The sequence below is a fragment of the Mesorhizobium sp. M0208 genome, from assembly GCF_040322015.1.
Lineage (GTDB): Bacteria > Pseudomonadota > Alphaproteobacteria > Rhizobiales > Rhizobiaceae > Mesorhizobium.
In genome coordinates this window covers 1-23,836 of sequence record NZ_JAMYSP010000003.1, presented here as the reverse complement: position 1 = coordinate 23,836, position 23,836 = coordinate 1, and the positions used below count along the sequence as shown (strand labels likewise).

Here is a 23,836-nt window from a genome sequence, read left to right as displayed (position 1 = left end):
AAACACGGAAGGCCGCCGACTTCGCAAGAAGCGGCGGCCTTTTCCTTTTTGGGCTGTTGTCCCTTATTTGGTTACGCTCAACATCTCGACGTTGCGCGCTATGTCCTGGAAAGCCTGGTTGAGTTCGGTTCCATTGGCAGCTTGGTAGAAGTGCTTGATCTTGGTGGTGTCCGGGCTCGCGCAATCCTGGAGCGTCGCCTTGGCATTCGTTTCGTTTAGGTCAAATCCAATAGTGAAGATCTCGATGCCCTTGTCGCGCATGGCAGCGCAAAGTTTCTTGGCTGCCGTGCGGGTCGGCTCCTTGCCGGCGTCATTGTAAACGTCGCTCACCGTGCTCGCATCGAAGTAGGACAGGTTGAATTCGCCGTCGGTCATCAGGATCGCGATTTTGGCGACCTTTTTTGGATCCATCTTGGCCGGCCGCTGCGAAGTCCTCATTATGCTCCCCCAGCTCTCCGAGAGCATGTACCAGGTCCACTGCACGCCGATATGGCCGGCAGTGCCGCCGGAGGCGACGAAATTCTTGATGACCGTCTTGAGCGCCGTCGCATCGGCCGTCAGCGGCATCAGCGTGGCGGCCGGGCAGGCGGCGGTGCCGGTTTGCCAGGCGAAGGACGACAGCAGGTAGTCGCGGTTGACCATGCTGGCGTCGGGGCCTGCGTCCGAATACTGGTAGGTCCCCTTGCGTTCTGTGGCGCAATTATCGGGACGGATGAAGCCCGAGACATACTGCACGGCGTCATTGGCCGGCGCCTGTTTGCGTTGGCTGGCGGTGGTTTCCACATAGACGCTGCTGGTGGCAAGTGTACCGGCATTCACCGAATTGGCATAAGGCACGATGGCAACCCGCACGCGCGGTTTGGACGGGTCCTGACCGCCCAGGAAGCTGTCGACAGCATTCGCCGCAGCCGTCCGCAGATCGATGATTTTCTGGCCTGCCATCGAGCCGGTAACATCGAGCATCATCGCGACTTCGATCTGCTTGTCCGAATAGAGAGCCGTCGTCGATGCGGGAACGCGCTGCATGCTACCCGTGCTGAAAAGCGGGAAATAATAGCTGACATTGACATGAACGTCCGCCTGAACGGTCTTGGCGATTCGGTCGACAGTCAGTTTGTCGAGAACGATCTGATTGTCCTGCAGGATACCCGCCGTGCTGTTGGCATCGAGAAAGGCCTGCACCGATTTGCTGGCGTCAGCCTCGCTGATGACGCTGGTCGTCAGGTCGCGGGCCGTCGAGGTGACCGCAGCATCGACGACGCCTTGCAGGCTCGATTTCACATTGTAGAGTTGGGAGACGTTGACGGCAAAGCCGACGCTCAGCGCCAGTACTGAGCCGATTATACCAAACAGCACCGCGAAATTTCCGCTGCGATCCCCGGCAAACCCGCCGATCGCCTGAACAAGACCCCCGAAACGCCGCATTCCTTCCGCCTCCATTCGCTACAGCCTGCAGCTGTCCGAACGCGCATTGCAGGAATCCGGCCGGATCGCGCCGCCGGGCGCGGGAAAGCGAGCGCCCCCCGCTCAGGGCATTGTTTCCAAACGGTTTCGAGCGGCGACAAGGTAAACAGCCGGTAAACGAAAGCCGCGTCGGCGCAGCTTTGTTCACAAAGCGCTTACCACGATCCGGCTCGCAATTCGGAACGGCCGGACTGCGTCCCGATCCGGTACAGAAGAGATGTCTCGAACCGGATCAGCACGACCGCGATGGCGGGACGTGGAAACACGGCTGTGGATGTCTCCGGGAGGATTAGGCCAGCACCCGTGCGGTGACGGTCCTGTCGAGGCCGCGATAGGGCGGCCTGAACAGGTTGCCTTCCTGCTCGTAGGTCCAGACCTTGAACAGGCTGAGCCGGTGCGGGCCGAAACTGTGCAACAGCGGCACATCGGTGGCGTCGCGGCCACGCGCAATGACGACACGGCCGATTCTCGGCACGTTGTGGCGGGGATCGAACGTGTACCACTTGCCGTCGAGGAACACTTCCATCCAGGCCGAGAAGTCCATCGGCGCCGGATCCGCGGGCACGCCGATATCGCCGAGATAGCCGTTCACGTAGCGGGCCGGGATATTCATGCAGCGGCAGAGCGTGATCGCCAGATGGGCAAAGTCGCGGCAGACGCCGACGCGTTCCTCATGCGCCTGCGCCGCCGTGCGGGTCGAGCGCGCATAACCGTAGCCGAAGGACAGGCGGTTGTGGACATAGTCGACGATCGCCTGCACCCGCGCCCAGCCCGGCGGAAGCTGGCCGAACAGTTGCCAGGCCAGGTCGCCGAGATGGTCGGTCTCGCAGTAACGGCTGCCGAGCAGATAGCCGAGCACCTCGTCCGGCAATTCGGCGACCGGAACTTCCCTGGCCAGCGTGTTGACTTCGTCCGCCTCACCGCTGTCCTCGACCACCGCGTCATAGAGGATGCGAAAGCTTCCGGCCGGCGCCGTGAAGCGGCGGCAGCTATTGCCGAAAAGATCGTGGTAGACCCTGGTCGGGACCGACGGCGAGGTCAGCACGCGCGTCTGCCGCTTGATGTCGACCTGGCGATCCCTGTGGATCTCGAGCAGCGAAACAATCGGCGTGGCTGCAGCGCATTCAATGCCAATTTCATAGCCGAGCCTGATCAGCATCGCCGTCCCCCTACGATCGTCATGGAAGATAGTGCTGGTCAACGCAGGAGAGTGCGCGGCGGTTCCTTGCGAACGTCGAAAACGACGCCTCGCGGCTTCCCATACGGACGCGGCAACGTTACGGTCGATCGACACGCGTCCTTCGAAAATAATCCCTCCAGGATGACCCGGGAAAACCGATGTTTGCAGGCAGAAAATTTGCGGCCTTCCTGTTCGATATGGACGGCACGATTCTCAATTCGATTGCCGCGGCGGAAAGGGTCTGGGCAGCTTGGGCGCGTCGGCAAGGTCTTGACGTCGCCGCATTCCTGCCGACCATCCACGGCGTGCGGGCGATCGAGACCATCGGCCGGCTGGCGCTGCCAGGCGTCGATCCTGCCCGCGAAGCCGATGCGCTTTTGCAGGCCGAGGCAGCCGATGTCGAGGGCATTCGCCCGATCGCCGGCGCCGCGGCGTTCCTCGCATCGCTGCCGCCTGGGAGTTGGGCGATCGCCACCTCCGCGCCGCGCGAACTCGCCCTGCTGCGCCTGCAGGCCGCCGGCATTCCGGCTCCCGCCGTGATCGTTGCGGCGGAGGACGTGGCCCGCGGCAAGCCGGCGCCCGACTGCTTCCGGCTGGCGGCCGAACGGCTCGGCGTCGATGTGCGCGACTGCCTTGTCTTCGAGGACGCGCCGGCCGGCATAGCGGCAGCCGAAGCCGCGGGCGCCGCAATCGTGGTGATCAGCGCCACGCACCGGCATCCTTTGCAGACGCCGCATGCCGCTATCGCCGGCTATGACGCGATCGGCATCGCCGTCGATGCCAGCGGCTGGATTGCCATCGAAGCGGAGCGGACGGCGCAGCCTGCGTAGTTTGGCGCCCTGCCTGGGCTAAAAGTCGCTGGTCAGGCCCTTGATCTCCCAGTCGCCGTAGCGGCCAGGCTCCTTGCCGCCGCGCCCGCCGATCTCCCTCGGCAGCGTGGCTTCCGTCTCGCGATATTTTTGCCGCCGGGCCTCGGCCTCCGCCAAAGCGCGCCGGGCTGCCGGCGTCAGCGCCTTTTGCGGCGCGTGGTGAGCCTGTGTTTTGTTGGATTCGTCGATCATGCGATCTTCCGGTAGATTGAAACGGGCCCCCGATTGAAACGAGAACCGCTGTTTCCCATCATATAGCGATGGGTCCACAAGGGATCGACCCCTTTGTTGGGCAGAACGGAGCAGACAATGAACACCCTTCGCACCGCCATGCTTTTGGCCGCAATGACGGCCCTGTTCATGGGCGTCGGTTATCTGGTCGGCGGATCCGGCGGCATGATGATCGCTTTGCTGATCGCTGCCGGCACCAATCTGTTCAGCTATTGGAACGCCGACAAGATGGTGCTGGCGATGCACCGAGCGATCGAGGTCGACGAAAGCAACGCGCCTGAATATTACGCCATCGTGCAGGGCCTCGCCCGACGCGCCGGTCTGCCGATGCCGAGGACCTATCTCATCGACAATCCGCAGCCCAATGCCTTCGCCACCGGCCGCAATCCGCAAAATGCCGCTGTCGCCGCCAGCACTGGCCTGCTCGAGCGGCTATCGCATGAAGAAGTCGCGGCGGTGATGGCGCACGAGCTCGCCCATGTGCAGCACCGCGATACGCTGACCATGACGATCGTCGCCACCTTCGCCGGCGCAATTTCGATGCTCGGCAACTTCGCCTTCTTCTTCGGCGGTAACCGCGACAACAACAATTCCTTCGGCATCGTCGGCGTGCTGGTGGCAATGATCGTCGCGCCTTTGGCCGCCATGATCGTGCAGATGGCGGTGAGCCGCACTCGCGAATACGAGGCCGACCGGCGCGGTGCCGAAATCTGTGGACACCCGCTGTGGCTCGCCTCGGCGCTTGACAAGATCGCCCGTGGCGCCGAACGCATCCGCAACCCGGATGCCGAGCGCAATCCGGCAACCGCCCATCTCTTCATCATCAATCCTCTTTCCGGCGAGCGCATGGACAATTTGTTCTCCACCCACCCGAGCACCGAAAACCGCATCGCCGCCCTGCAGCGGATGGCGCAACAGATGGCCGGCGCACCCGAAGCGGCCGCGACGCCAAGCCCGGCGCCGGACGGGATCGGGCAGCAGCCGTCGGGTCCGTGGGAAAGGGCCGCCCGGCCCGAAAGGCCGGCCGAGCCGGCCAGGCCGAAACCCAATCCCTGGGGACGCAATCCGACCGGGCCTAAAGGTCCGTGGTCGTGACGAGCGCGACAGACAAAAAAGGCGGGATCTCGCTGGCGGAAATACGCGATCTTTGTGCAAGGCACTGGAACCCTATCGGCATACCGATGGCGAACATGGAAACATCAAGTGAACTGGAATTTCGTCCGCTTCCTGAAAACGAATATGACACCTATCTCCACCACATCGTCCGACTTGTCGGGGATGGTGCATCTCCAAAGCAAGTCGCGGACTATGTTGACAAGGTTGAGAAAGACTACATTCAGGTGACCTCACCCCTAGGAAGCAAAGAAGATTTTGTCAGCGCCATATTTAAACTAGTCAACCGATCGCCGGCACAATGAGGCCAACTCACAGTGAGGCTTCAGAAGCTCGCGGTCTCGCCGCGCGCAAGGCAGCCGCGCGGCTGCTTGCCGCCGTCATCGACGCGAGAACGCCGCTCGACGGGCTGACCGACCATGAAAACGGCCATCCGCAATACAAGGCGCTCGACCTGCGCGACCGCGCCCTGGTGCGCGCCATTCTGGTCACCGCCCTGCGCTACCGCATGACCATATCAGGCCTGTTGGCCCGCCGCCTGGAAAAGCCGCTGCCGCCCAACGCCACGGCGCTTTCGCACATCTTGCATGGGGCGGCGGCGCAGATCCTGTTCCTCGATGTTCCCGACAGCGCCGCCGTCGACCTCGCCGTGACGCATGCCAAGTCCGATCCGCGCACGGCGCGCTTTTCCGGCCTCGTCAACGGCGTACTGCGTACGTTGGCGCGGGCCAAGCAGGATGAGCTCGCGGCGGCGGTTGCGGCCACCGACGAGGCGCCAAAATGGTTTTCCGACCGTTTGAAAACGGTCTACGGCCTCGACAAGACCAGGCAGATACTGCTCGCCCATCGCCATGAGGCGCCGGTCGATTTCACCGTCAAGTCGGGCCCGGCGCTGTGGGCCGAACGGCTCGGTGGCTTCGTCTTGCCGACCGGCACGGTGCGGGTGGAAAAGCTCAGCGCTTCCGTGACCGAACTGCCCGGCTTTGGGGAAGGCGCCTGGTGGGTTCAGGACGCGGCGGCCAGCCTGCCGGCCCGGCTGTTCGGCGACATCAATGGTTTGCGAATCGCCGACCTCTGTGCCGCGCCGGGCGGCAAGACCGCCCAGTTGATCCTCGCCGGCGCCCACGTCACCGCCCTCGACATGTCCAGAACGCGGCTGGCACGGCTGACGCAGAACCTCGAACGGCTCGGCCTGGCCGCGGAGATAGTGCAGGCCGATCTGCTCAAATACGAGCCGAAGGACCGCTTCGACGCCGTCCTCCTCGACGCACCTTGCTCTTCGACCGGCACGGTGCGCCGGCACCCCGACGTCCCCTGGACGAAGACGGCGGCCGACGTCGAAAAACTGGCCGACCTGCAACGCCGGCTGCTTGCCCGGGCCGTCACCCTGGTCAAGCCTGGCGGACGCATCGTCTTTTCCAACTGTTCGCTCGATCCGCTCGAAGGCGAAGAGCTTTATCGCGGCTTTCTCGCCGGCAATGCGGAAATCATCGACGACCCGCTTCGGCCGGGTGAGATCGCCGGCATCGACCCGTTCCTGACGCCGCAAGGCACGTTGCGCACCACGCCTGCCGACCTGGAGCTTGGCTCCCCTGCCCGTTCCGGGCTGGACGGCTTCTTCGCCGCCCGCATGCGCAGAGCCGGCTAAGGGCAGATATCGAAGCGCGTCCGGCCTTTTGGAGCGAGGAGGCACGGAAAACAGGCTGAACGGCCACGCTGCCGCGGAATTCGCCTTCGCACAAGTTCTTGAATCATATAAACTTGTGCCTGGGTGAGGACGATCAGGAGAGATTTTGGCAATCGCTGCCGGTAACACGACGCGTCTGTGGACGCTTGTCGCGAGGGAGTTCTGGCGCAAGGCGCGCCGGCGCTTGCGTGCCGGACCACTCTATCGCTGGCGCTACTCAGGCCGCACGCCGGAGCGCGTCCTGATCGCCCCGCCGGACCTGCGCCTCGCCGATCCTCAGATTGCGCTCGAGATCTATTACGGCCGCTATCCGCTTTCGGGGCATCTGGTCGAGACCGGCGGCAAATCGCCCTTCCAGATCGACGTGCCCAATCCCGGCTGGCAAAAGACGCTGCATGGCTTTCGCTGGCTGCGCCACATGCGTGCCGCGCGTACCGAGCTCGCCGCCGCCAACGCGCGGGCGTTGGTTTCCGACTGGATTGCAATCCATGGCAGCCATATTTCCGGCGTCGCCTGGGAGCCCGGCACGACGGCCAAGCGCGTCATTGCCTGGCTGCAGCATTCCTCGATCGTGTTGCAGGGCGCCGAATTTCCGTTCTACCGCGCCTTCCTGAAATCGCTTGCCGTCCAGATCCGCTATCTGCGCGCCATGGCGCGCGAGATGCCGGACGGCAAGGACAGGCTGCGCGCGCGCATTGCGCTGGCCTTTGCCGCTTTGTCGCTGCCGGCGCCGGCCTCGGCGCTGCGCGGTGCCACCCGCAGTCTCGCCGAGGAGATCGACCGCCAGATCCTGCCTGACGGCGGCCATATCTCGCGCAATCCGATGGCCGTGCTTGAAATCCTCGCCGACCTTCTGCCGTTGCGCCAGACATACGCCAATCAGGCCGAGACACCGCCGGCCGCCCTGATCGGCGCCATCGACCGGATGCTGCCGGCGCTGCGCTTCTTTCGCCATCAGGATGGCAGCCTTGCCCGCTTCAACGGCATGGGCGCCACCATCCACGACCGTATCGCCAGCATCCTGCATCACGACGACACCGCCGGCGCACCATTGCTGCACGCGCCGCATTCGGGTTATGAGCGCCTGTCGATGGGGGGTGTCACCGTGATCGCCGATACCGGACCGCCGCCGCCCGTCGACGTGTCCAATGCCGCTCACGCCGGGTGCCTCGCCTTCGAATTGTCGTCGGGCCGCCAGCACTATATCGTCAACGCCGGCATAGACACCTATGGCGCCGCCGAGTTCCGGCCGCTTGCCCGCGCCACCGCCGCCCATTCGACCGCCACCATCAACGACACGTCGTCGGCGCGCTTCAACCACTCCCTGCGCGTCAACGACCTGCTCGGCACGCCTTTGATCGGCGGACCGCAGCATGTGCCTTGCAAGCGCACCGACCAGAAGGGCAGCCAGGGCTTCATCGCCCGCCATGACGGCTATGGGGCGCGCTTCGGCTTCCTGCATGAGCGCGAGCTGAAATTATCGACCGAAGGCAATGTGCTTGCCGGCAGGGACCGCTTCCTGCGGCCGGGCGGCGCCTCTATCCGCAACAATGGCCGTGATTTCGTCACGGTGCGTTTCCATGTCCATCCCGACATAAACCTGCTCCAGGATGAGCATGACCGTCTGGTGCTGGCCGCCGACCATGCCGACACCTGGGTGTTTACCTCCACCGAAGTGGCACCCGAGGTCGAGGAATCGATCTATTTCGCCGGGCTCGGCGGCCCGCGCCGCAGCCGGCAGATCGTGCTTGCGTTCAAAGCCTCGGAGATTTCCGAGGTCCACTGGCAATTGACGCGGACTACTATCGGTGGTCATCCGGAAAAAGCTGAAGCCAGTGGCAACGGCAAACACTGATCAAGCCTTGCTGCTTGATTTCCGGGCCTCATGTGCTACGGCCCGCGGACGCTCTCCAACCAGAACTGGAAAGGCCGCCAGCCCATGGCCGTCGCCGCCAAGAACATTCCCGCGCCCGACCTTGTTCCGATCCGTCGCGCGCTGCTCTCCGTCTTCGACAAGACCGGCCTGATCGACTTCGCCAAGGCGCTGGCTTCGGCCGGCGTCGAGCTGGTTTCGACCGGCGGCACCGCAAAGGCGATCGCCGAGGCCGGCATGGCCGTGCGCGACGTATCCGAGCTCACCGGCTTTCCCGAGATCATGGACGGCCGCGTCAAGACGCTGCACCCGTCGGTGCATGGCGCACTGCTCGGCGTGCGCGACGATCCCGAGCACGCCGCTGCGATGCGCGACCACGGTATCGAGCCTATAGATCTCGTCGTCTCCAATCTCTATCCATTCGAAGAGGTGCGCCGCTCCGGCGCCGACTACGCGGCGATCGTCGAGAACATCGATATTGGCGGCCCGGCGATGATCCGTGCCTCGGCCAAGAACCACGCCTATGTCGGTATCGTCACCGACCCTGACGACTATGCCTCGGTGCTCAACGCGCTGGAGATGAATTTCGGCTCGCTGTCGCTGGATTTCCGCAAGAAGCTGGCAGCCAAGGCCTTTGCCCGTACTGCCACCTACGATGCGGCGATCTCGGGATGGTTCGCCGAGGCGCTCGAGATCGAGCATCCGACATGGCGCGCCTTCGGCGGCAAGCTGCAATCGGTGATGCGCTATGGCGAAAACCCGCATCAGGGCGCCGGCTTCTATGTCAATGGCGACAGGCGGCCGGGCGTCGCTACGGCGCGCCAGCTTCAGGGCAAGCAGCTTTCCTACAACAACATCAACGACACCGACGCCGCCTTCGAGCTGGTCGGCGAATTCGATCCGACCCGCTCCGCCGCAATTGCCATCATCAAGCACGCCAACCCGTGCGGCGTCGCCGAAGCCGCTTCGCTGCACGCGGCCTATGCCAAGGCGCTGGCCTGCGATCCGGTCTCTGCCTTCGGCGGCATCGTCGCCATGAACCGCATCCTCGACGCCGGAACCGCCGAAGAGATCGTCAAGACCTTTACCGAAGTGATCATCGCACCAGAGGCGTCCGAGGAAGCAGTCCGCATCATTGCCGCCAAGAAGAATCTACGCCTGCTGGTTACCGGCGGCCTGCCCGACCCGCGCGCGGCGGGCCTTGGCTTGAAATCGGTTGCCGGCGGCTTGCTGGTCCAGGGCCGCGACAATGCGGTGATCGATGACCTCGACCTGAAAGTGGTGACCAGCCGCGCTCCGACGCCGGCCGAATTGGCCGATCTGAAATTCGCCTTTCGCGTGGCAAAGCACGTCAAGTCGAACGCCATCGTCTATGCCAGGGATGGCGCTACAGTCGGCATCGGCGCCGGCCAGATGAGCCGGGTCGATTCCTCGCGCATCGCCGCGCGCAAGGCGCTCGACGCGGCCGAGGCTGCCGGTCTGACGGAGCCTTTGACCAAGGGCTCTGTCGTCGCCTCGGATGCCTTTTTCCCGTTCGCGGATGGGCTTTTGTCGGCAATCGAAGCCGGCGCCACCGCCGTCATCCAGCCCGGCGGCTCGATGCGCGACGACGATGTCATCGCCGCCGCCGATGCTCACGGCATCGCCATGGTGTTTACCGGCGTGAGGCATTTCAGGCATTGAACTCCCTCCCTTCCCTCTGTGGGAGAAGGGACGAGCAGATCACTCCGCCGGCCGATCCGCCGGATAGGGCGTGCCGATCAGGATCGCCATGCCCGCTCCGAGGAACAGCACGATCGCCGCCATGCCGAGCCGCGCCGAGCCGCTGGCCAGGGTGATCGTGGCCACCATGAAAGGTGCGGCAAAACTGGTTGCTCGGCCGGCCAGCGCATAGATGCCGAAATAGCGGCCCGATTCGGCCGCGGAGACGCTGCGCGCCATGTAGGAGCGCGACGATGCCTGCACCGGCCCGAAAGCAAGCCCGATCAGCAGGCCGTAGAAAATGTAGGCTTTTTCCGCCGCCGTGCCGAACAATCCGCCGCCGTCCAGTCCGGGCATCACCCAGGCGCCGAACAGCGTATAGCCCGGGCCGGTCGAGACGATGCCGAGCGTGGCGATGCTCAGCATGACCAGCGAAATCATCACTATGGACTTGGAACCCAGCGCCGTGTCGAGGCGTGCGGCAACCAGGCATCCGACTATGGCGACGACGTTGAGGATGATGCCGAACAGGCCGATCTCGGTAATCGACCAATGGAACATTGCCGCCGCAAACGTTCCGCCCAACGCCAGCAGCGCGTTGACGCCGTCCTGATAGATCATGCGGGCGACGAGAAAGCGAAAAATGCCGCTGCGCTTGCGCACTTCGGCCAGCGTCGACTTCAGTTCCGACAGTCCCTCGCGCACCGCCGGCCCGATTGGAATGCCTTTGATTGCATCCGGCGTGAAGAAGAACATCGGCAGGATGAACAGGAAATACCAGGCCGCCGACAACGGTCCGGTGGCGCGCGCGTCCTCGCCGAGCCTGGGATCGAGGCCGAAGATCGGGTCCAGCCCAACAACGGTCTTGCCGGTTTCAGGCGAGCCGGCCATGACGGTAACGACAAAGATCAGTGCGATCATGCCGCCGAGATAGCCGAGCCCCCAGGCCATGTTCGAGATCCTGCCGATGTCGCTCTTCGGCACCAGGCGGGGCATCATCGAATCATTGAACACGGTCGAGAATTCCGCCGCGACCGACGCCAGCGAGAACAACGCCACGACCAGAAAAAGATCAGAGCCGGGCGCGGCGAACCACAGCAGGGTGAGGCAGGTGATCTTGACCGCGGCGAAGAAGGCTATCCACGGCTTTCGCGGTCCGGTCTGGTCGGCAATCGAACCGAGGACCGGCGACAAAACGGCAATGATGAGGCCGGCGGCGGCAATGCCGTAGCCCCAGGCCGCTTGCCCGGTCTCGGGATTGCTGGCCATGCGCGAGACGAAATAAGGACCGAAGATGAAGGTAGTGACGACCGTGAAAAACGGCTGTGCCGCCCAGTCGAACAGCATCCATCCCCAGATGCCGCGTCCCGACGCCCGCTGCACTGCCATCTCAGCCATGTCCCCTCCGCTGGAGCTTGCTCAATGCCGATCGAATCGGAATGACGCTCCGTCTTGTTGTTGAGCACGATCTTGTCCAAAAGCCGATCGTTAGGTTCGGCATCATGCTCCGGCGCTCCCCAAAGCAGCGCGCCGTTCGCTCTATCGCGCAGTTCTTCCCGGCAATCCCGCGCGATATGGAAGACGTCTCACAGCCCCGTCAGATCGCTCATCAGGCCGGACGCCACCGACAGCCGCGACACGGTGATGTCGCCGCCCTCGGTCAGCGCCTGCAGCCGCTCGCGGATGCGTCCGACCCGTTCGCCGCCGGCCTCCAGCCATGCCGTCACCGGATCCGCCGCCTCGGCATGGCTGGTGAGTGCCGCCACGGCGATGCCGCGCCTGGCCGCGCCGATCGTGTCGGTGGCACGGGAAAGCGCCAGTTGATCGTAATAATCCGAGGGGGTGATCGAGCGCGCCGCATCTTCGACGCGCGGGATGCGGAAGACATCGCTGACCGCGAAAAACGCCTTGGCAGCAGCGACGATGCCAGCATTCGCCGTCCGCGCCGTCAGGGCAATGTCGGGGATGAGTTCCGCCACATCGGTCAACGCCAGTTGTTCGGCAAGGCTCCCCGGCGCGCCGCCCTTCGACAGATTGTGCCGCAGCTCTTCGATCCGCTCGCGCGAGAAGGCCGGCAGCAGCGAAACCAGCTTCGACTCCAGCGCCTTGCGCGCGTCCTGCAACTCGGCGATCCGCTGCCCGAGCGGCGCGGTGCCGGCATCGTTCTTCAGGTACCAGCCGCTCGTCACATAGATCAGCCGGCTGACCGCCTGATAAAGGTCGAGCTGGATCTGCCCGTCGATTTGGTTGTCGAGCGCGTCGATCTGGCGATAGAGCGCCGGCAGCGCAAATCCATCCCGAACCACGGCGAAGGTGCGCACGACATCGGCGGCACTGCGGCCGGTTGTTTCCTGCAGCCTGTTGACGAAGGACGGACCGCCGCGATTGACCAGATCATTGGCGACGACACGGGCGATGATCTCGCGGCGCAGCCGATGGCCGTGGATTTCTCCCGCATATCTCTTTGCCATGCGATCGGGGAAATAGCCCATGAGATCACGGTCGAAATGCGGATCGTCGGGCACGTCGCTGGCGACGATATCGGAAAACAGCGCGATCTTGGCATAGGCAAGCAGCACGCCGAGCTCGGCCCGGGTCAGCGGCTCGCCGCGCGTCTCGCGCTCGACAAGGGCCGCCGGCGACGGCAGCGCCTCGACGGCACGGTCGAGCAGTCCGCGCGCCTCCAGCGCCGCCATGAAGCGGCTCTGATGGGCGATGTCGGCGAGGCCCCGCTTGCGGGCAAGCGACAGCGCCAGCGTCTGCTGGTAATTGTTGGACAGCACCAGGGCGCTGACCTCATTGGTCATCTCGGCCAGCAATTTGTTGCGCGCCGGCCGGGTCAACGATCCCTTGCGCATCGCGGAAGCCAGCGCGATCTTGATGTTGACCTCGACGTCGGAACAGTTCACGCCGCCCGAATTGTCGATCGCGTCTGAGTTGCAGCGGCCGCCATTCAATCCGAATTCGATGCGCGCCCGCTGCGTGACGCCGAGATTGGCGCCCTCGCCGATCACCTTGGCGCGCAGGTCGAGCGCGGTGATGCGGATCGCGTCATTGGCACGGTCGCCGACATCCTGGTTGGTCTCGCCCGATGCTCTGACATAGGTGCCGATGCCGCCGAACCACAAAAGGTCTGCCGGCGCCTTGAGGATGGCACTCATGATCTCGACCGGCGTGGCCGTTGTCTTGCCGAGGCCGATCGCTGCAGCCGCGGCGGCCGGCAAGGTGATCGACTTCTGGCTGCGCGAGACGATGATGCCACCTTCGGACAGCTTCGTCTTGTCGTAATCCTGCCAGCTTGAGCGGGCGAGAGCGAACATACGCCGGCGCTCGGCCATCGAAGCCGCCATGTCGGGATCGGGATCGATGAAGATGTCGCGATGATCGAAGGCGGCGATCAGTCGGGTCTGCTCCGACAGCAGCATGCCGTTGCCGAACACGTCGCCTGACATGTCGCCAACGCCGACGACGGTGAACGGAGTGGTTTGGATGTCGCGGTTCATCTCGCGAAAATGCCGCTTGACCGCTTCCCAGGCGCCCTTGGCGGTGATGCCCATCTTCTTGTGGTCGTAACCGGCCGAACCGCCGCTGGCGAAAGCGTCGTCGAGCCAGAAGCCGTGCTTTTCACTGATGGCGTTGGCGATGTCCGAGAAGGTCGCCGTGCCCTTGTCCGCGGCGACGACGAAATAGGGATCGTCCTGGTCGCGCCGCACCACGCCCGCCGGCGGGATGACGCCGTCCAGGCCGATATTGTCGGTGATCGACAACAGGCTGGAAACGTAATTCTTGTAGGCGGCTGTGCCGGCCTCGAAAATGGCGTCGCGCCCGGCGCTCATCGGCAGCTTTTTCGGGTAGAAACCGCCCTTGGCGCCAACCGGCACGATCACCGCATTCTTGACCTGCTGTGCCTTGACCAGGCCGAGCACTTCGGTGCGATAGTCCTGGGCACGGTCCGACCAGCGCAGGCCGCCGCGCGCGACTGGGCCGAAGCGCAGATGCACACCCTCGACCTCAGAGCCATAGACGAAGATCTCCCGCCATGGCCGCGGCGCCGGCAGCCCGTCCACCGATTGCGAATCGAGCTTGATCGCCAGCGATTGGCCTTTCTCTTTCGTATCGGCAACGAAATGATTGGTGCGCAGCGAGGCCTCGATCAGGTTCAGATAACGGCGGATGATGGTGTCGTCATCAATGTTGGGAACGTCTTCCAGCGCATCCGTGATCTTGGCCTTCAAATGTTTGGCCTGGACGACACCTTCCGTTTCCGCCGTCGGGCCGAGGCGGGCGACGAACAGCGCATGCAGGCCGCGGGCGATCTCGGGATAGCGATTGAGCGCGGCGGCGATGAAATCCTGGCTCTGCGGGATACCGGCCTGCTGCAGATAGCGGCCATAGGCGCGCAGGACGGTGATCTCGCCTGACCACAGGCCGGCGGTCTGGGCAAGGCCGTTATAGCCGTCATTGTCGACATCGCCGCGCCAGACGGAAAGGAACGCATCCTCGAACAGCGCGCCGCCATTGCCGAGGTCGATCGGCCTGCCGTAGCTGTTCTCGAGTTCCATGTCGTGGATGAAGACCATGCCGGATTGATTGTCGCCGACCTCGAAAGTGCGCTCGCTGATGACGCGGAAACCAATGTTTTCCAGCACCGGCACGCGCCGCGACAGCGCCACCGGGCTGCCGTGGTGATAGATCTTCAGCGCAGCCTGATGCGGCTTCTGGACGGCGTGACGGTAATAGTCGATGGCGATCGGATTTGACGCATCGAGCTTGGCGATGCGCCCGGCGTCGGCCAGCGCCACGGCCGGCGGAAAACTGTCGCGATAGCTTTCCGAAAAACGCGAGGCGATGGCCGTGAGTCTCGCATCGGCGCCGGTCTCTGTCGCGGTCTCGCGCAGTGCATCGTCCCAGGTCCGTACGATGTCGCGGATCGCCGCCTCGATCGTCGCCTGCTCGACCTTCGGCGTCTTGCCGCCGGAGCGGCCGATGATGAAATGGACACGCGCCAGCCCGCCTTCCGGGAACGCCGGATAATAGGCCGACAGCCGGCCTTCGAAGACGGTCTTCAGATACGTGCCGATCTTCTCACGCACGACGCTGTCGTAGCGGTCGCGCGGCACGAAGACGAGCACGGAGACGAAGCGGTCGAACTGGTCGACACGCACCAATGCCCTGACGCGCGGCCGCTCGATCAAGCCCAGGATGGCTTCGGCATGCTTGCGCAGGATCGGCACCGGAACCTGGAACAGCTCGTCGCGCGGATAGCTCTCCAGCACGTTGATCAATGCCTTGCCGGAATGGTCGCTTGGATTGAAGCCGGATTTGGCGATGACGGTTTCCGCCTTCGAGCGCAGATAGGGGATTTTCATCACCGAGCGCGTATAGGCAGTCGACGTGAACAGGCCGACGATGCGGAGCTCGCCCGAAAGCACGCCTTTGCCGGTGTAGGTCTTGACGCCGATGTAGTCGAGGTAGATGCGCCGGTGCACCGATGACTTGGCGTTGGCCTTGGTGACAATCAGCGGTTCCGGCCCATGCAGGAAAGCGCGGATTTCCGGCGTCGTGCTTACCGCTTCGGTGCCGCGCCTGAGCACCAGCACGTCGGGATCGGAAAGGATGCCGAGGCCGGGCTTTTCGGCCCGCTCGAGCATGCCGCTCGTCTCGCCGCCGGTGTAGTTGAATTCGCGCATGCCGAGAAAGGTGAAATTGTCGTCGCGCAGCCATTCGAGGAAGGCGATCGCCTCGGTGACATGGGCCTTGTCGAGCGGCACTGGCGAGTAGCGGAATTCCGAGATCGCCTGGTCGAGGCGGGCGAGCATCGGCTTCCAGTCGGTGACGGCGGCGCGCACTTGGCCGAGCAGCTTGGTCAGGCGTGCGGCCAGACCTTCAGCCTGCTCGGCCGAAAGGCGGCCGATATGGACATGGATGACGCTCAGCCGGTCATGGCTGTGGTCGCCCTTGGCATAACCCCCGTCGCCGAGGATTTCCTCGACGCCGTTTTTGCCGTGCCTGACGACTATGACCGGGTGGGTAACCAGCAGCGGCTCGCCCGCGCTCTCGGTGATTTCGCCGAGGACGGAATCAAACAGGAACGGCATGTTGTCGTTGACGACGGTGATCACCGTCATCGGCCGGCCCTGGCGGACGACACCGGAATCGACGTCTATAGCAACGACGCAGTCGTCCTTCTTGTGCCTGGCCACTGCGCGGCCGGCGAGTTCGGCAGCGCGTTCGAGATCGATGACGTCGTAGGCGGCGACATCTTCGGCCGGAGCTCGGGCCAGCAGGTAGTCGGCAAGCCTGCCGGGCTTTTCGCCACCCGCGGCTTCACCCCTCGTCAGGCCGGCTTTTTTCAACCGGCTCGCTGACTTTACACTGGCCATGAGTCCCTCCCGTCGCATGTTTTTGCGGCTATGCTAACAGATGACGGGTATTTGGCGACAAAGGTTTGACGGCTTGCGACGAAATGTCGGAATTCACCGGCAGCCTGGCGAAAAACGAGGAGAAATCCGCCATGACGGACAAAATCACCGCGCTTGACCTGGCACCGGCGGAGCTGAGCGACGCGACCAAGGCCTATTTCGCCAAATGCCGGGAGAAACTCGGCCTCGTTCCCAATGTGCTACTCGCCTATGCCTTCGACGAGAAGAAGCTGCGCGCTTTCACCGACATGTACAATGATTTGATGCTGGGTGAATCCGGCCTGTCGAAACTCGAGCGCGAGATGATCGCGGTCGCCGTCTCTTCGGTCAACCATTGCTACTATTGCCTGGCCGCGCATGGCGCGGCGGTGCGCCAGCTTTCCGGCGACCCCGCCTTCGGCGAGATGATGGTGATGAATTTTCGCGCCGCCAAGCTGTCGGACAGGCAACGCGCCATGCTCGAATTCGCGGTGAAGCTGACCGAGCAACCGGCAAAGATCGTCGAAGCGGACCGGGCGGCGCTGCGGCAAGTCGGCTTTTCCGACCGCGACATATGGGATGTCGCCTCGACCGCGGCATTCTTCAACATGTCGAACCGGCTGGCATCGGCAATCGATATGCGGCCGAACGATGAATACCACGCGATGGCGCGATAGGGCACCGCTGTTGCGAGCCAACCGCACATTATATTAGCTACTTCGCATTCTCGTTGCTTGTTTGCCGGTTTGGTCAGATGATCGGCATGCGGCATGACCGCATGCCGGTTCGATGCCGCCGATCAGAGGAGGAGAACATGGCGAAATTTCTCTACGTCTATCATGGCTCAGGCAAGATGCCGACCGAGGAGGCCGAACGGAAGGCAGCGATGGATGCCTGGACCGGCTGGTACGGCAAGCTCGGCTCAGCGGTGGTCGACGGTGGCAATCCAGTCGGCATGTCGAAGACCGTGCTGCCTGGCGGCAAGGTCGAGAACAACGGCGGCAGCAATCCGACCGCTGGTTACACCATCATCGAAGCAAAAGACATCGACGATGCCGTCGGCAAGGCCAAGGATTGTCCTATCTTGACCGACCCAGCCTTTAGTATCGAGATCGCGCCGATCATCGAAATGGGTTGACGCGCCGGCTCAGGACCGCGCCGCGATCGCCGCCGCAGCGCCGGCCATGGTGCCGGCGCTGATGCGGTTGGCGATCTTCATCGCCCGCTTGCTTCTCAAGAGCTTGCGCGCCTGCGATGCGGCGAGCACCCAGGTCAAATCGATGGCGACCAGGACCACTGCCATGGTCGCCGTCAGCTCGACCCAGCCGACCACGCTGACCGAACCGAGGTCGATGATGGTCGGCAGCAGCGCCAGATAGAACATCATGATCTTGGGGTTGCCGAGCGTCACAGCCATGCCGGCAAAGAACAGCTTGGCAGGAGAATCTTCGCGCGGCAGCGAACCTTCCTTCGCCTCGACCGGTGCCGTCCACATCTTCCAGGCAAGCCAGCCGAGATAGCTGACGCCGGCCCACTTCACGACGACAAAGGCATAATGGAACGTCTGCGCCACCACGGCGAGGCCAAACACCGCCAGAGACAGCCAGATCGCTTCGCCGATCCACATCGCAAGCAGGAACGGAAACACGTCGCGGAAGCCCTTTGCGATGACCCGCGCCACAAGAGCGGCAATCGACGGGCCGGGCGAGCCGGCGGCAACAAGCAGGGCGCCGGCAAAAATCAGCAGCGACGTGAAATGCATGACGGGGTCTCGTTTGAAGTGTTTGGGGTGTTCAACATAACCCAACTGTTCCGGCGACGGTAGCGTCTACCGAAAGAAGGCTTGTCCGCCAGGCACCTCACGGCTAGAGATGTCGTTCCGAAATCCTTTCCGAGCTTCACTTTGCCTACGTAACCGCCGGTCTCGTCAACTCCCCCAACACAGAGCAGGGCGTCGCAGTCGCGGTGCCTGTTTTCACATGACCTGTTCTTCAGGGTGGCGGTTCGAGACCGGTTTGGCACTGCTGAACCGCTGTCGCGCATAACCACCCGCGACACCTGATTTCCAACTGCCGCAGTCTCTCGCCACGCCGTGCCCGCAAGGGGTTCTCGATATCGCCGATCTGACGAACTTCCCGACGGGAAGGGCTTTTCGGCATGCCTTCGATACTGCTCATCCGCTGGGCGATCGCGCCCAAAACCGCACCTCGACCTCACCTCAACTGCAATCGCTGCGGCGGCCTGAAAGCCTATCGCTGCAGCGGCAAATTCCGCGTCAATGCCAATGGCAAGCGCATTGACGCCTGGTTGATCTACCGCTGCATCGACTGCGACAATTCCTGGAATTTCGGCATTCTGGAGCGCTGCAGCCGCCGGGATATCGAACCGGCAATATTGCAGGCGCTCGAAAGCAACGATCCGGTCCTGGCGCGGCGCCATGCCTTCGATGTTGCCGCATTGCGAAGCAGTATCGGGCGCGTTGAGGAGTTCGCCGAAGCCGCCGTTCAAAAGGAGGTGCTCGGCGACAGGCTGGGAAACACCACCGCTCTCGAACTCCAGCTCTGGCTCGAAACGCCGACATCGCTGCGGCTCGACCGGTTGCTCGCCAGCGAACTCGGTGTCTCGCGATCGCGGCTTCAGGTTTGGGAAGAGAAACGATTGCTGGTCATTAGTCCGGACGGAGCCAAAGCCTTGCGCAGGCCGGCGCGGACGGGAACGGCGATCCGCATCCACCTGTCTGGCGAACCAGACCGGGACGACATCATTTCGGCTGCCGGCGGATGAGGCGACGGCAAGGGCATCCGCAATCGGAGACAGTTGCGGCCAGGGGTCAATCGCCCTCTTTGGAGGCCGAGCCGATCAAACCCTTGGCTGCATCGAGATCGCTGTCGGCGACTTGCACATGGATCAAGCCGAGCCTGCCCGTGTCGAGAAGATAATTCGCGAGAGCATAAATTCCATACGCGTCGAGCATCGACACGCAAACTTCGGCCTCGCGTCGATTGTCGTATATGACAGCCGTGACGAGTTTACCGCTCACTGCGCGGTATTACCCTTTATGCCGCGCCGACCACTTTCGCCGACTTCTCAAAACGCTTGCGCTCGTTCGGGTCGAGATAGAGCTTGCGCAGGCGGATGGTCTTCGGCGTCACCTCGACCAGCTCGTCGTCCTGGATCCAGGCCAGCGCGCGTTCCAGCGTCATGCGGATCGGCGGCGTCAGCTTCACCGCCTCGTCCTTGCCGGCGGCGCGGATGTTGGTCAGCTTCTTGCCCTTGAGCACGTTGACCTCGAGATCGTTGTCCCTGGAATGGATGCCGATGATCATGCCCTGATAGACCTTGACGCCGGGATCGATGACCATCGGGCCGCGGTCTTCCAGGTTCCACATGGCATAGGCCACCGATTCACCCTGTTCGTTGGAGATCAGCACGCCGTTGGTGCGACCCGGCAGCTCACCCTTATAAGGCTCGTAGGCATGGAACAGCCTGTTCATCACGGCGGTGCCGCGCGTGTCGGTCAACAGTTCCGACTGGTAGCCGATCAGGCCGCGCGTCGGCGCGTGGAAGACGATTCGCTGGCGATTGCCGCCCGAAGGGCGCAACTCGACCATCTCGGCCTTGCGCTCCGACATCTTCTGCACGACGACGCCGGCATGCTCCTCGTCGACGTCGATGACGACTTCCTCGACCGGCTCCAGCAATTCGCCGTTATCGCCCTTCTGCATGACGACGCGCGGCCGCGACACGGCGATCTCAAAACCTTCGCGGCGCATCGTCTCGATCAGCACGGCCAGCTGCAATTCGCCGCGGCCGGAAACGAAGAACGAATCCTTGTCAGGTGATTCCTCGATCTTCAGCGCGACATTGCCTTCGGCCTCGCGCAACAGGCGGTCGCGGATGACGCGGCTGGTCACCTTGTCGCCTTCGGTACCGGCCAGCGGCGAATCGTTGACGAGGAAAGACATCGTCACCGTCGGCGGATCGATCGGCTGCGCGTGCAGCGGCTCGGTCACCGACAGGTCGCAGAAGGTGTCTGCGACAGTGCCTTTCGACAGGCCGGCGATGGCGACGATGTCGCCCGCCTGCGCTTCCTCGATGGGCTGGCGCTCGAGCCCGCGGAAGGCGAGGATCTTCGAAATGCGGCCGGTTTCGACCTGGGTGCCGTCATGGTGCAGCACCTTGACCGCCTGGTTGGATTTCAGCGTGCCGGATTCGATACGGCCGGTGATGATGCGGCCGAGGAACGGATTGGCTTCCAGGATGGTGCCGATCATGCGGAACGGGCCGGGATGAACGGTCGGCGCCGGCACGTGCTTGATGACGAGGTCGAACAGCGGCGCCAGAGCCTGGTCCTTCGGGCCTTCGGGGTTTTCCGAGACCCAGCCGTCGCGGCCTGAACCGTAAAGGATAGGGAAGTCGAGCTGCTCGTCGGTGGCGTCAAGTGCTGCGAAAAGGTCGAACACCTCGTTGACCACTTCGACATGGCGGGCATCCGGCCGGTCGATCTTGTTGATGACGACGATCGGCTTCAGTCCAACCTTGAGCGCCTTGCCGACGACGAATTTGGTCTGCGGCATCGGGCCCTCGGCGGCGTCGACCAGCACGATGGCCGAATCCACCATCGACAGGATGCGCTCGACCTCGCCGCCGAAATCGGCGTGGCCGGGCGTGTCGACGATGTTGATGCGGGTATCCTTCCAGTCGACCGAGGTCGCCTTGGCCAGGATGGTGATGCCGCGTTCCTTTTCAAGATCGTTTGAATCCATGGCGCGCTCGGCGACGCGCTGGTTGTCGCGGAACGAGCCGGACTGTTTCAGGAGTTGGTCGACGAGGGTGGTTTTTCCATGGTCGACGTGCGCGATGATCGCGATATTGCGGATTTTCATGTTTCGGTCTCGGGAGCGTTGCAGGCAGCAGGCCAAAAGGCGCTGCCTCTTTCGGTTGGGCGGCTCATACAGGGTTTTTCGCATTTGCGAAAGAGGAGGCGAGCCACCAAATAAAGTCACCAAATCTTAAATATCTTGGTGTGAAGTGGAATTATTAACCAAGGCGGAACCTTTCGTGGTCCGGACAGTTCGAATTTCATGATCGAGACAGGCATCAAACTCCGGCCGATTTTGGCATGTACCGCGCTCGCCGTCCTCCTCGCGGCAAGCGCGGCGCAATCGGCCGCGCCGTCCAAGGAGACGCGGTCTGCTCTGCCGTCCGACAAGCGCTCGGCAGAGCAGCTTTTTGCCGATGCTCCGGACGGCGTCGACCCGGTGGTGACCGGACCGGTCAGCACCGCCTTCAAGCAAAGGCAAAAAAACGCCGGATGCGACAGCGCCGTCTGGCCCAAGATTCCCGTCGTCTGCTATCCCGATTGATGCACATCCACCTTCGGGGTGGTCCTAAAAGGCAATCTCACGCCGACCGCACCGGATCGAGCGTGACCTTATAGAGTTCGCTGTCGTCGCGATCCATCAGCCGCACCGTCAACTGCTCGGTGGCTCCATCGATGTCGACGAGCCCGAAGAACTGCAGGCCGGCCGACGGCGGCAGGTTCTGACCCTGTTCGGCGGTCGGTGCCTTGATGAACCTCAGCTCCGGGCCGAAAGTCATGTCGAAAGCATTCGGTCCGAATGTGCCGGCGTGGATCGGACCCGAAACGAATTCCCAGAACGGATTGAAGTCCTGGAACTGCGCCTTGTCCGGATTGTAATAATGCGCGGCTGTGTAATGCACGTCCGCGGTTAGCCAGACGGTATTGCTGATCCCCGCGTTCTTTATATAGCGAAGGAGGTCGGCAATTTCCAGCTCGCGCCCCTTGGCCGGGCCATTGTCGCCATTGCTGATTGCCTCAGCCCCGACCTTCTTGGTGCCGTCGTTCCAGACGACGAGGCCGAGCGGCATGTCGGCGGCGATGATTTTCCAGGTTGCATTGGAATTCGCCAGCTCGCGCTTCAGCCATTTCGTCTGTTGTTCGCCGAGGATGCGCGATTGCGGCGTCATCGTCTCCTGCATATTCGGACCGTTGGGGCCGCGATAGGAACGCATGTCGAGGAAGAACACGTCGAGCAGCGGCCCATAGGCGATTTTGCGGTAGACACGGCCGGGCTCCGACGGCTCGTAGCGGATCGTCGTCATTTCGTGGAAGGCGCGCGCCGCGCGTGCCGCCAGTACATGGATGGATTTTTCGGTGTAGCGGTCGTCGGCGCTCAGATCCTTCGAATCCGACCAGTTGTTCACCACCTCGTGGTCGTCCCACTGGTAGAACGTCGGGCAGATGGCGTTCAGCGCCAGCACGTTCCTGTCCATCAAATTGTATTTCCACTGACCCCGGTATTCATCCAGCGTCTCGGCAACCTTGCGTTTTTCGTCGATCAGCACGGTGTTCTTCCACTTGCCGCCGCCGGGCAGGTCGACCTCGTCCTTCATCGCGCCATCGGCATAGATCGTATCGCCCGAATGCAGGAAGAAGTCCGGCGTGTGCTTGGCGATCGTGGCGTAGGTCTTCATGCCGGTGTCGTCGATGCCCCAGCCCTGGCCGGCGGTGTCGCCCGACCAAGCGAAACGAATGTCGCGCTTCGAGGCAGGTGCCGTGCGGAAGCGGCCGATGATCGGCTCGGAAACGGCGTTGATATCGGAAAGATCGGCCGCGACCATGCGGTAGAAGATGTCCTGGTCGGAGGCGAGATCGGTAAGCAGCCGCTTCACCGTATAGTCGCTGGCCGGCGAGCTATCGAGCGGCGCCAGGCGGACGGCATTGGCGAAGCTCTCCGTCGGCGACACTTCGAACATGACGCGCGACGGCCGGTCCGTGCGCGCCCAGACCATGCCGCTGGTCGCGTCGACGTCGCCGGATTGGATACCGTGGGTAAAGGCCGGGCGCTGATTGGCGCGCGAGTAATAGGGAAGCGCGAGGCCCGACGCGCCGACCAGGCCAACGGCGCTGGCCGACGTGACGAAAGCGCGCCGCGTCATCGAAATCTTGTTCATGGCTGTCTCCTGGATGGCGTTGAACGTCGCCGCCAAGCTCCAGCTTCAATGTTTCAGGCACATTTCGAAACGATGAAGGTTTTCTGACATCAACAGGATGGCGAATCTCCCTCCTTGAGGGGGAGATGTCGCCGGGGGCGACAGAGGGGGTCGTCTCGCATGGAGCACCGACCTCTTGCGCCTGCGATAAGGGGCCGAGCCCGGTCGGACCGACCCCCTCTGGCCGCTTCGCGGCCATCTCCCCCTCAAGGGGGTGTTTGGACCGGGGACATCGCGAACAGCTGTGCGAGGACATCGCGAACAGTTTGCCATCCTATCGTTGGCTTGCATTGAGGTCGA

Annotated in this window: 19 protein-coding genes; 10 read left to right on the top strand and 9 right to left on the bottom strand. The window is 63.3% G+C overall.

All coding sequences use genetic code 11. The features are described 5' to 3' along the window. Window positions 1-63: 63 nt before the first annotated feature. Both NKJ17_RS03855 and NKJ17_RS03850 read right to left on the bottom strand, forming a co-directional pair. Entirely contained in the window at window positions 64-1,425 is a 1,362-nt protein-coding gene (locus tag NKJ17_RS03855; RefSeq protein ID WP_352479566.1) for a pilus assembly protein TadG-related protein, read from the bottom strand. Between the two features lie 328 nt (window positions 1,426-1,753). Continuing rightward, a complete protein-coding gene (locus NKJ17_RS03850; protein WP_352504873.1) occupies window positions 1,754-2,623 on the bottom strand; it encodes a transglutaminase-like domain-containing protein in 870 nt (289 codons plus the stop codon). A gap of 179 nt (window positions 2,624-2,802) precedes the next feature. Here NKJ17_RS03850 and NKJ17_RS03845 point away from each other — a divergent pair, with 179 nt between their 5' ends. Further along, entirely contained in the window at window positions 2,803-3,474 is a 672-nt protein-coding gene (locus tag NKJ17_RS03845) for an HAD-IA family hydrolase (RefSeq protein WP_352687068.1), read from the top strand. Window positions 3,475-3,492: 18 nt separating this feature from the next. On the opposite strand, the gene NKJ17_RS03840 is transcribed toward NKJ17_RS03845, so the two are convergent. Beyond that, the gene (locus NKJ17_RS03840) at window positions 3,493-3,705 is read right to left on the bottom strand and encodes a DUF1674 domain-containing protein (RefSeq protein WP_352504871.1); all 213 of its coding nucleotides are present in this window, start codon (window positions 3,703-3,705) and stop codon (window positions 3,493-3,495) included. A gap of 117 nt (window positions 3,706-3,822) precedes the next feature. On the opposite strand from NKJ17_RS03840, the gene htpX reads away from it, so the two are divergent. From htpX to purH, 5 genes are all read left to right on the top strand, one after another. Beyond that, a complete protein-coding gene (gene htpX / locus NKJ17_RS03835) occupies window positions 3,823-4,839 on the top strand; it encodes a zinc metalloprotease HtpX (RefSeq protein ID WP_352504870.1) in 1,017 nt (338 codons plus the stop codon). Beyond that, window positions 4,836-5,162, top strand: a complete 327-nt coding sequence (locus tag NKJ17_RS03830; protein ID WP_352504869.1) for a hypothetical protein — start codon at window positions 4,836-4,838, stop codon at window positions 5,160-5,162. Before htpX ends, NKJ17_RS03830 begins: the two co-directional genes overlap by 4 nt. Further along, window positions 5,159-6,505, top strand: coding sequence for an RsmB/NOP family class I SAM-dependent RNA methyltransferase (locus tag NKJ17_RS03825; protein ID WP_352504868.1), 1,347 nt, complete (start codon window positions 5,159-5,161; stop codon window positions 6,503-6,505). The genes NKJ17_RS03830 and NKJ17_RS03825 overlap by 4 nt, the downstream gene beginning before the upstream one ends. 145 nt (window positions 6,506-6,650) lie before the next feature. After that, window positions 6,651-8,399: a heparinase II/III family protein gene (locus NKJ17_RS03820; protein ID WP_352504867.1), complete on the top strand. Its 1,749-nt coding sequence runs from the start codon at window positions 6,651-6,653 to the stop codon at window positions 8,397-8,399. Between the two features lie 84 nt (window positions 8,400-8,483). Continuing rightward, window positions 8,484-10,100, top strand: coding sequence for a bifunctional phosphoribosylaminoimidazolecarboxamide formyltransferase/IMP cyclohydrolase (purH, locus tag NKJ17_RS03815; protein ID WP_352687063.1), 1,617 nt, complete (start codon window positions 8,484-8,486; stop codon window positions 10,098-10,100). A 39-nt stretch (window positions 10,101-10,139) separates the two neighbouring features. On the opposite strand, the gene NKJ17_RS03810 is transcribed toward purH, so the two are convergent. Both NKJ17_RS03810 and NKJ17_RS03805 read right to left on the bottom strand, forming a co-directional pair. Next, window positions 10,140-11,516 (bottom strand): MFS transporter, encoded by a 1,377-nt coding sequence (locus NKJ17_RS03810; RefSeq protein WP_352504865.1) that lies wholly within the window; start codon window positions 11,514-11,516, stop codon window positions 10,140-10,142. A 188-nt stretch (window positions 11,517-11,704) separates the two neighbouring features. Continuing rightward, complete coding sequence (locus NKJ17_RS03805) at window positions 11,705-16,501, bottom strand: NAD-glutamate dehydrogenase (protein WP_352687060.1); 4,797 nt, start codon at window positions 16,499-16,501, stop codon at window positions 11,705-11,707. Between the two features lie 131 nt (window positions 16,502-16,632). Here NKJ17_RS03805 and NKJ17_RS03800 point away from each other — a divergent pair, with 131 nt between their 5' ends. Next, window positions 16,633-17,196 carry a peroxidase-related enzyme gene (locus NKJ17_RS03800; RefSeq protein WP_254817739.1) on the top strand — a complete coding sequence of 188 codons (564 nt, stop codon included), beginning with the start codon at window positions 16,633-16,635 and terminating at the stop codon, window positions 17,194-17,196. A gap of 137 nt (window positions 17,197-17,333) precedes the next feature. Next, a complete protein-coding gene (locus NKJ17_RS03795; protein WP_254817740.1) occupies window positions 17,334-17,657 on the top strand; it encodes a YciI family protein in 324 nt (107 codons plus the stop codon). 9 nt (window positions 17,658-17,666) lie between these two features. On the opposite strand, the gene NKJ17_RS03790 is transcribed toward NKJ17_RS03795, so the two are convergent. Continuing rightward, the gene (locus NKJ17_RS03790; protein WP_352504862.1) at window positions 17,667-18,281 is read right to left on the bottom strand and encodes a LysE family translocator; all 615 of its coding nucleotides are present in this window, start codon (window positions 18,279-18,281) and stop codon (window positions 17,667-17,669) included. 395 nt (window positions 18,282-18,676) lie between these two features. Between NKJ17_RS03790 and NKJ17_RS03785 the strand changes: the two genes are divergently transcribed. Continuing rightward, window positions 18,677-19,303: a DUF1062 domain-containing protein gene (locus NKJ17_RS03785; RefSeq protein ID WP_352504861.1), complete on the top strand. Its 627-nt coding sequence runs from the start codon at window positions 18,677-18,679 to the stop codon at window positions 19,301-19,303. Window positions 19,304-19,349: 46 nt separating this feature from the next. Here NKJ17_RS03785 and NKJ17_RS03780 read toward each other — a convergent pair whose 3' ends face one another. Both NKJ17_RS03780 and typA read right to left on the bottom strand, forming a co-directional pair. After that, complete coding sequence (locus NKJ17_RS03780) at window positions 19,350-19,559, bottom strand: hypothetical protein (protein ID WP_352504860.1); 210 nt, start codon at window positions 19,557-19,559, stop codon at window positions 19,350-19,352. A 16-nt stretch (window positions 19,560-19,575) separates the two neighbouring features. Then, window positions 19,576-21,405 (bottom strand): translational GTPase TypA, encoded by a 1,830-nt coding sequence (gene typA / locus NKJ17_RS03775; RefSeq protein WP_254817743.1) that lies wholly within the window; start codon window positions 21,403-21,405, stop codon window positions 19,576-19,578. 198 nt (window positions 21,406-21,603) lie between these two features. Here typA and NKJ17_RS03770 point away from each other — a divergent pair, with 198 nt between their 5' ends. Beyond that, window positions 21,604-21,885 carry a hypothetical protein gene (locus tag NKJ17_RS03770; RefSeq protein WP_352479551.1) on the top strand — a complete coding sequence of 94 codons (282 nt, stop codon included), beginning with the start codon at window positions 21,604-21,606 and terminating at the stop codon, window positions 21,883-21,885. Window positions 21,886-21,922: 37 nt separating this feature from the next. Here the strand turns inward: NKJ17_RS03770 and NKJ17_RS03765 are convergent, their stop codons facing one another. Next, the gene (locus NKJ17_RS03765) at window positions 21,923-23,497 is read right to left on the bottom strand and encodes an alkaline phosphatase D family protein (RefSeq protein ID WP_352504858.1); all 1,575 of its coding nucleotides are present in this window, start codon (window positions 23,495-23,497) and stop codon (window positions 21,923-21,925) included. Between the last annotated feature and the right edge of the window lie 339 nt (window positions 23,498-23,836).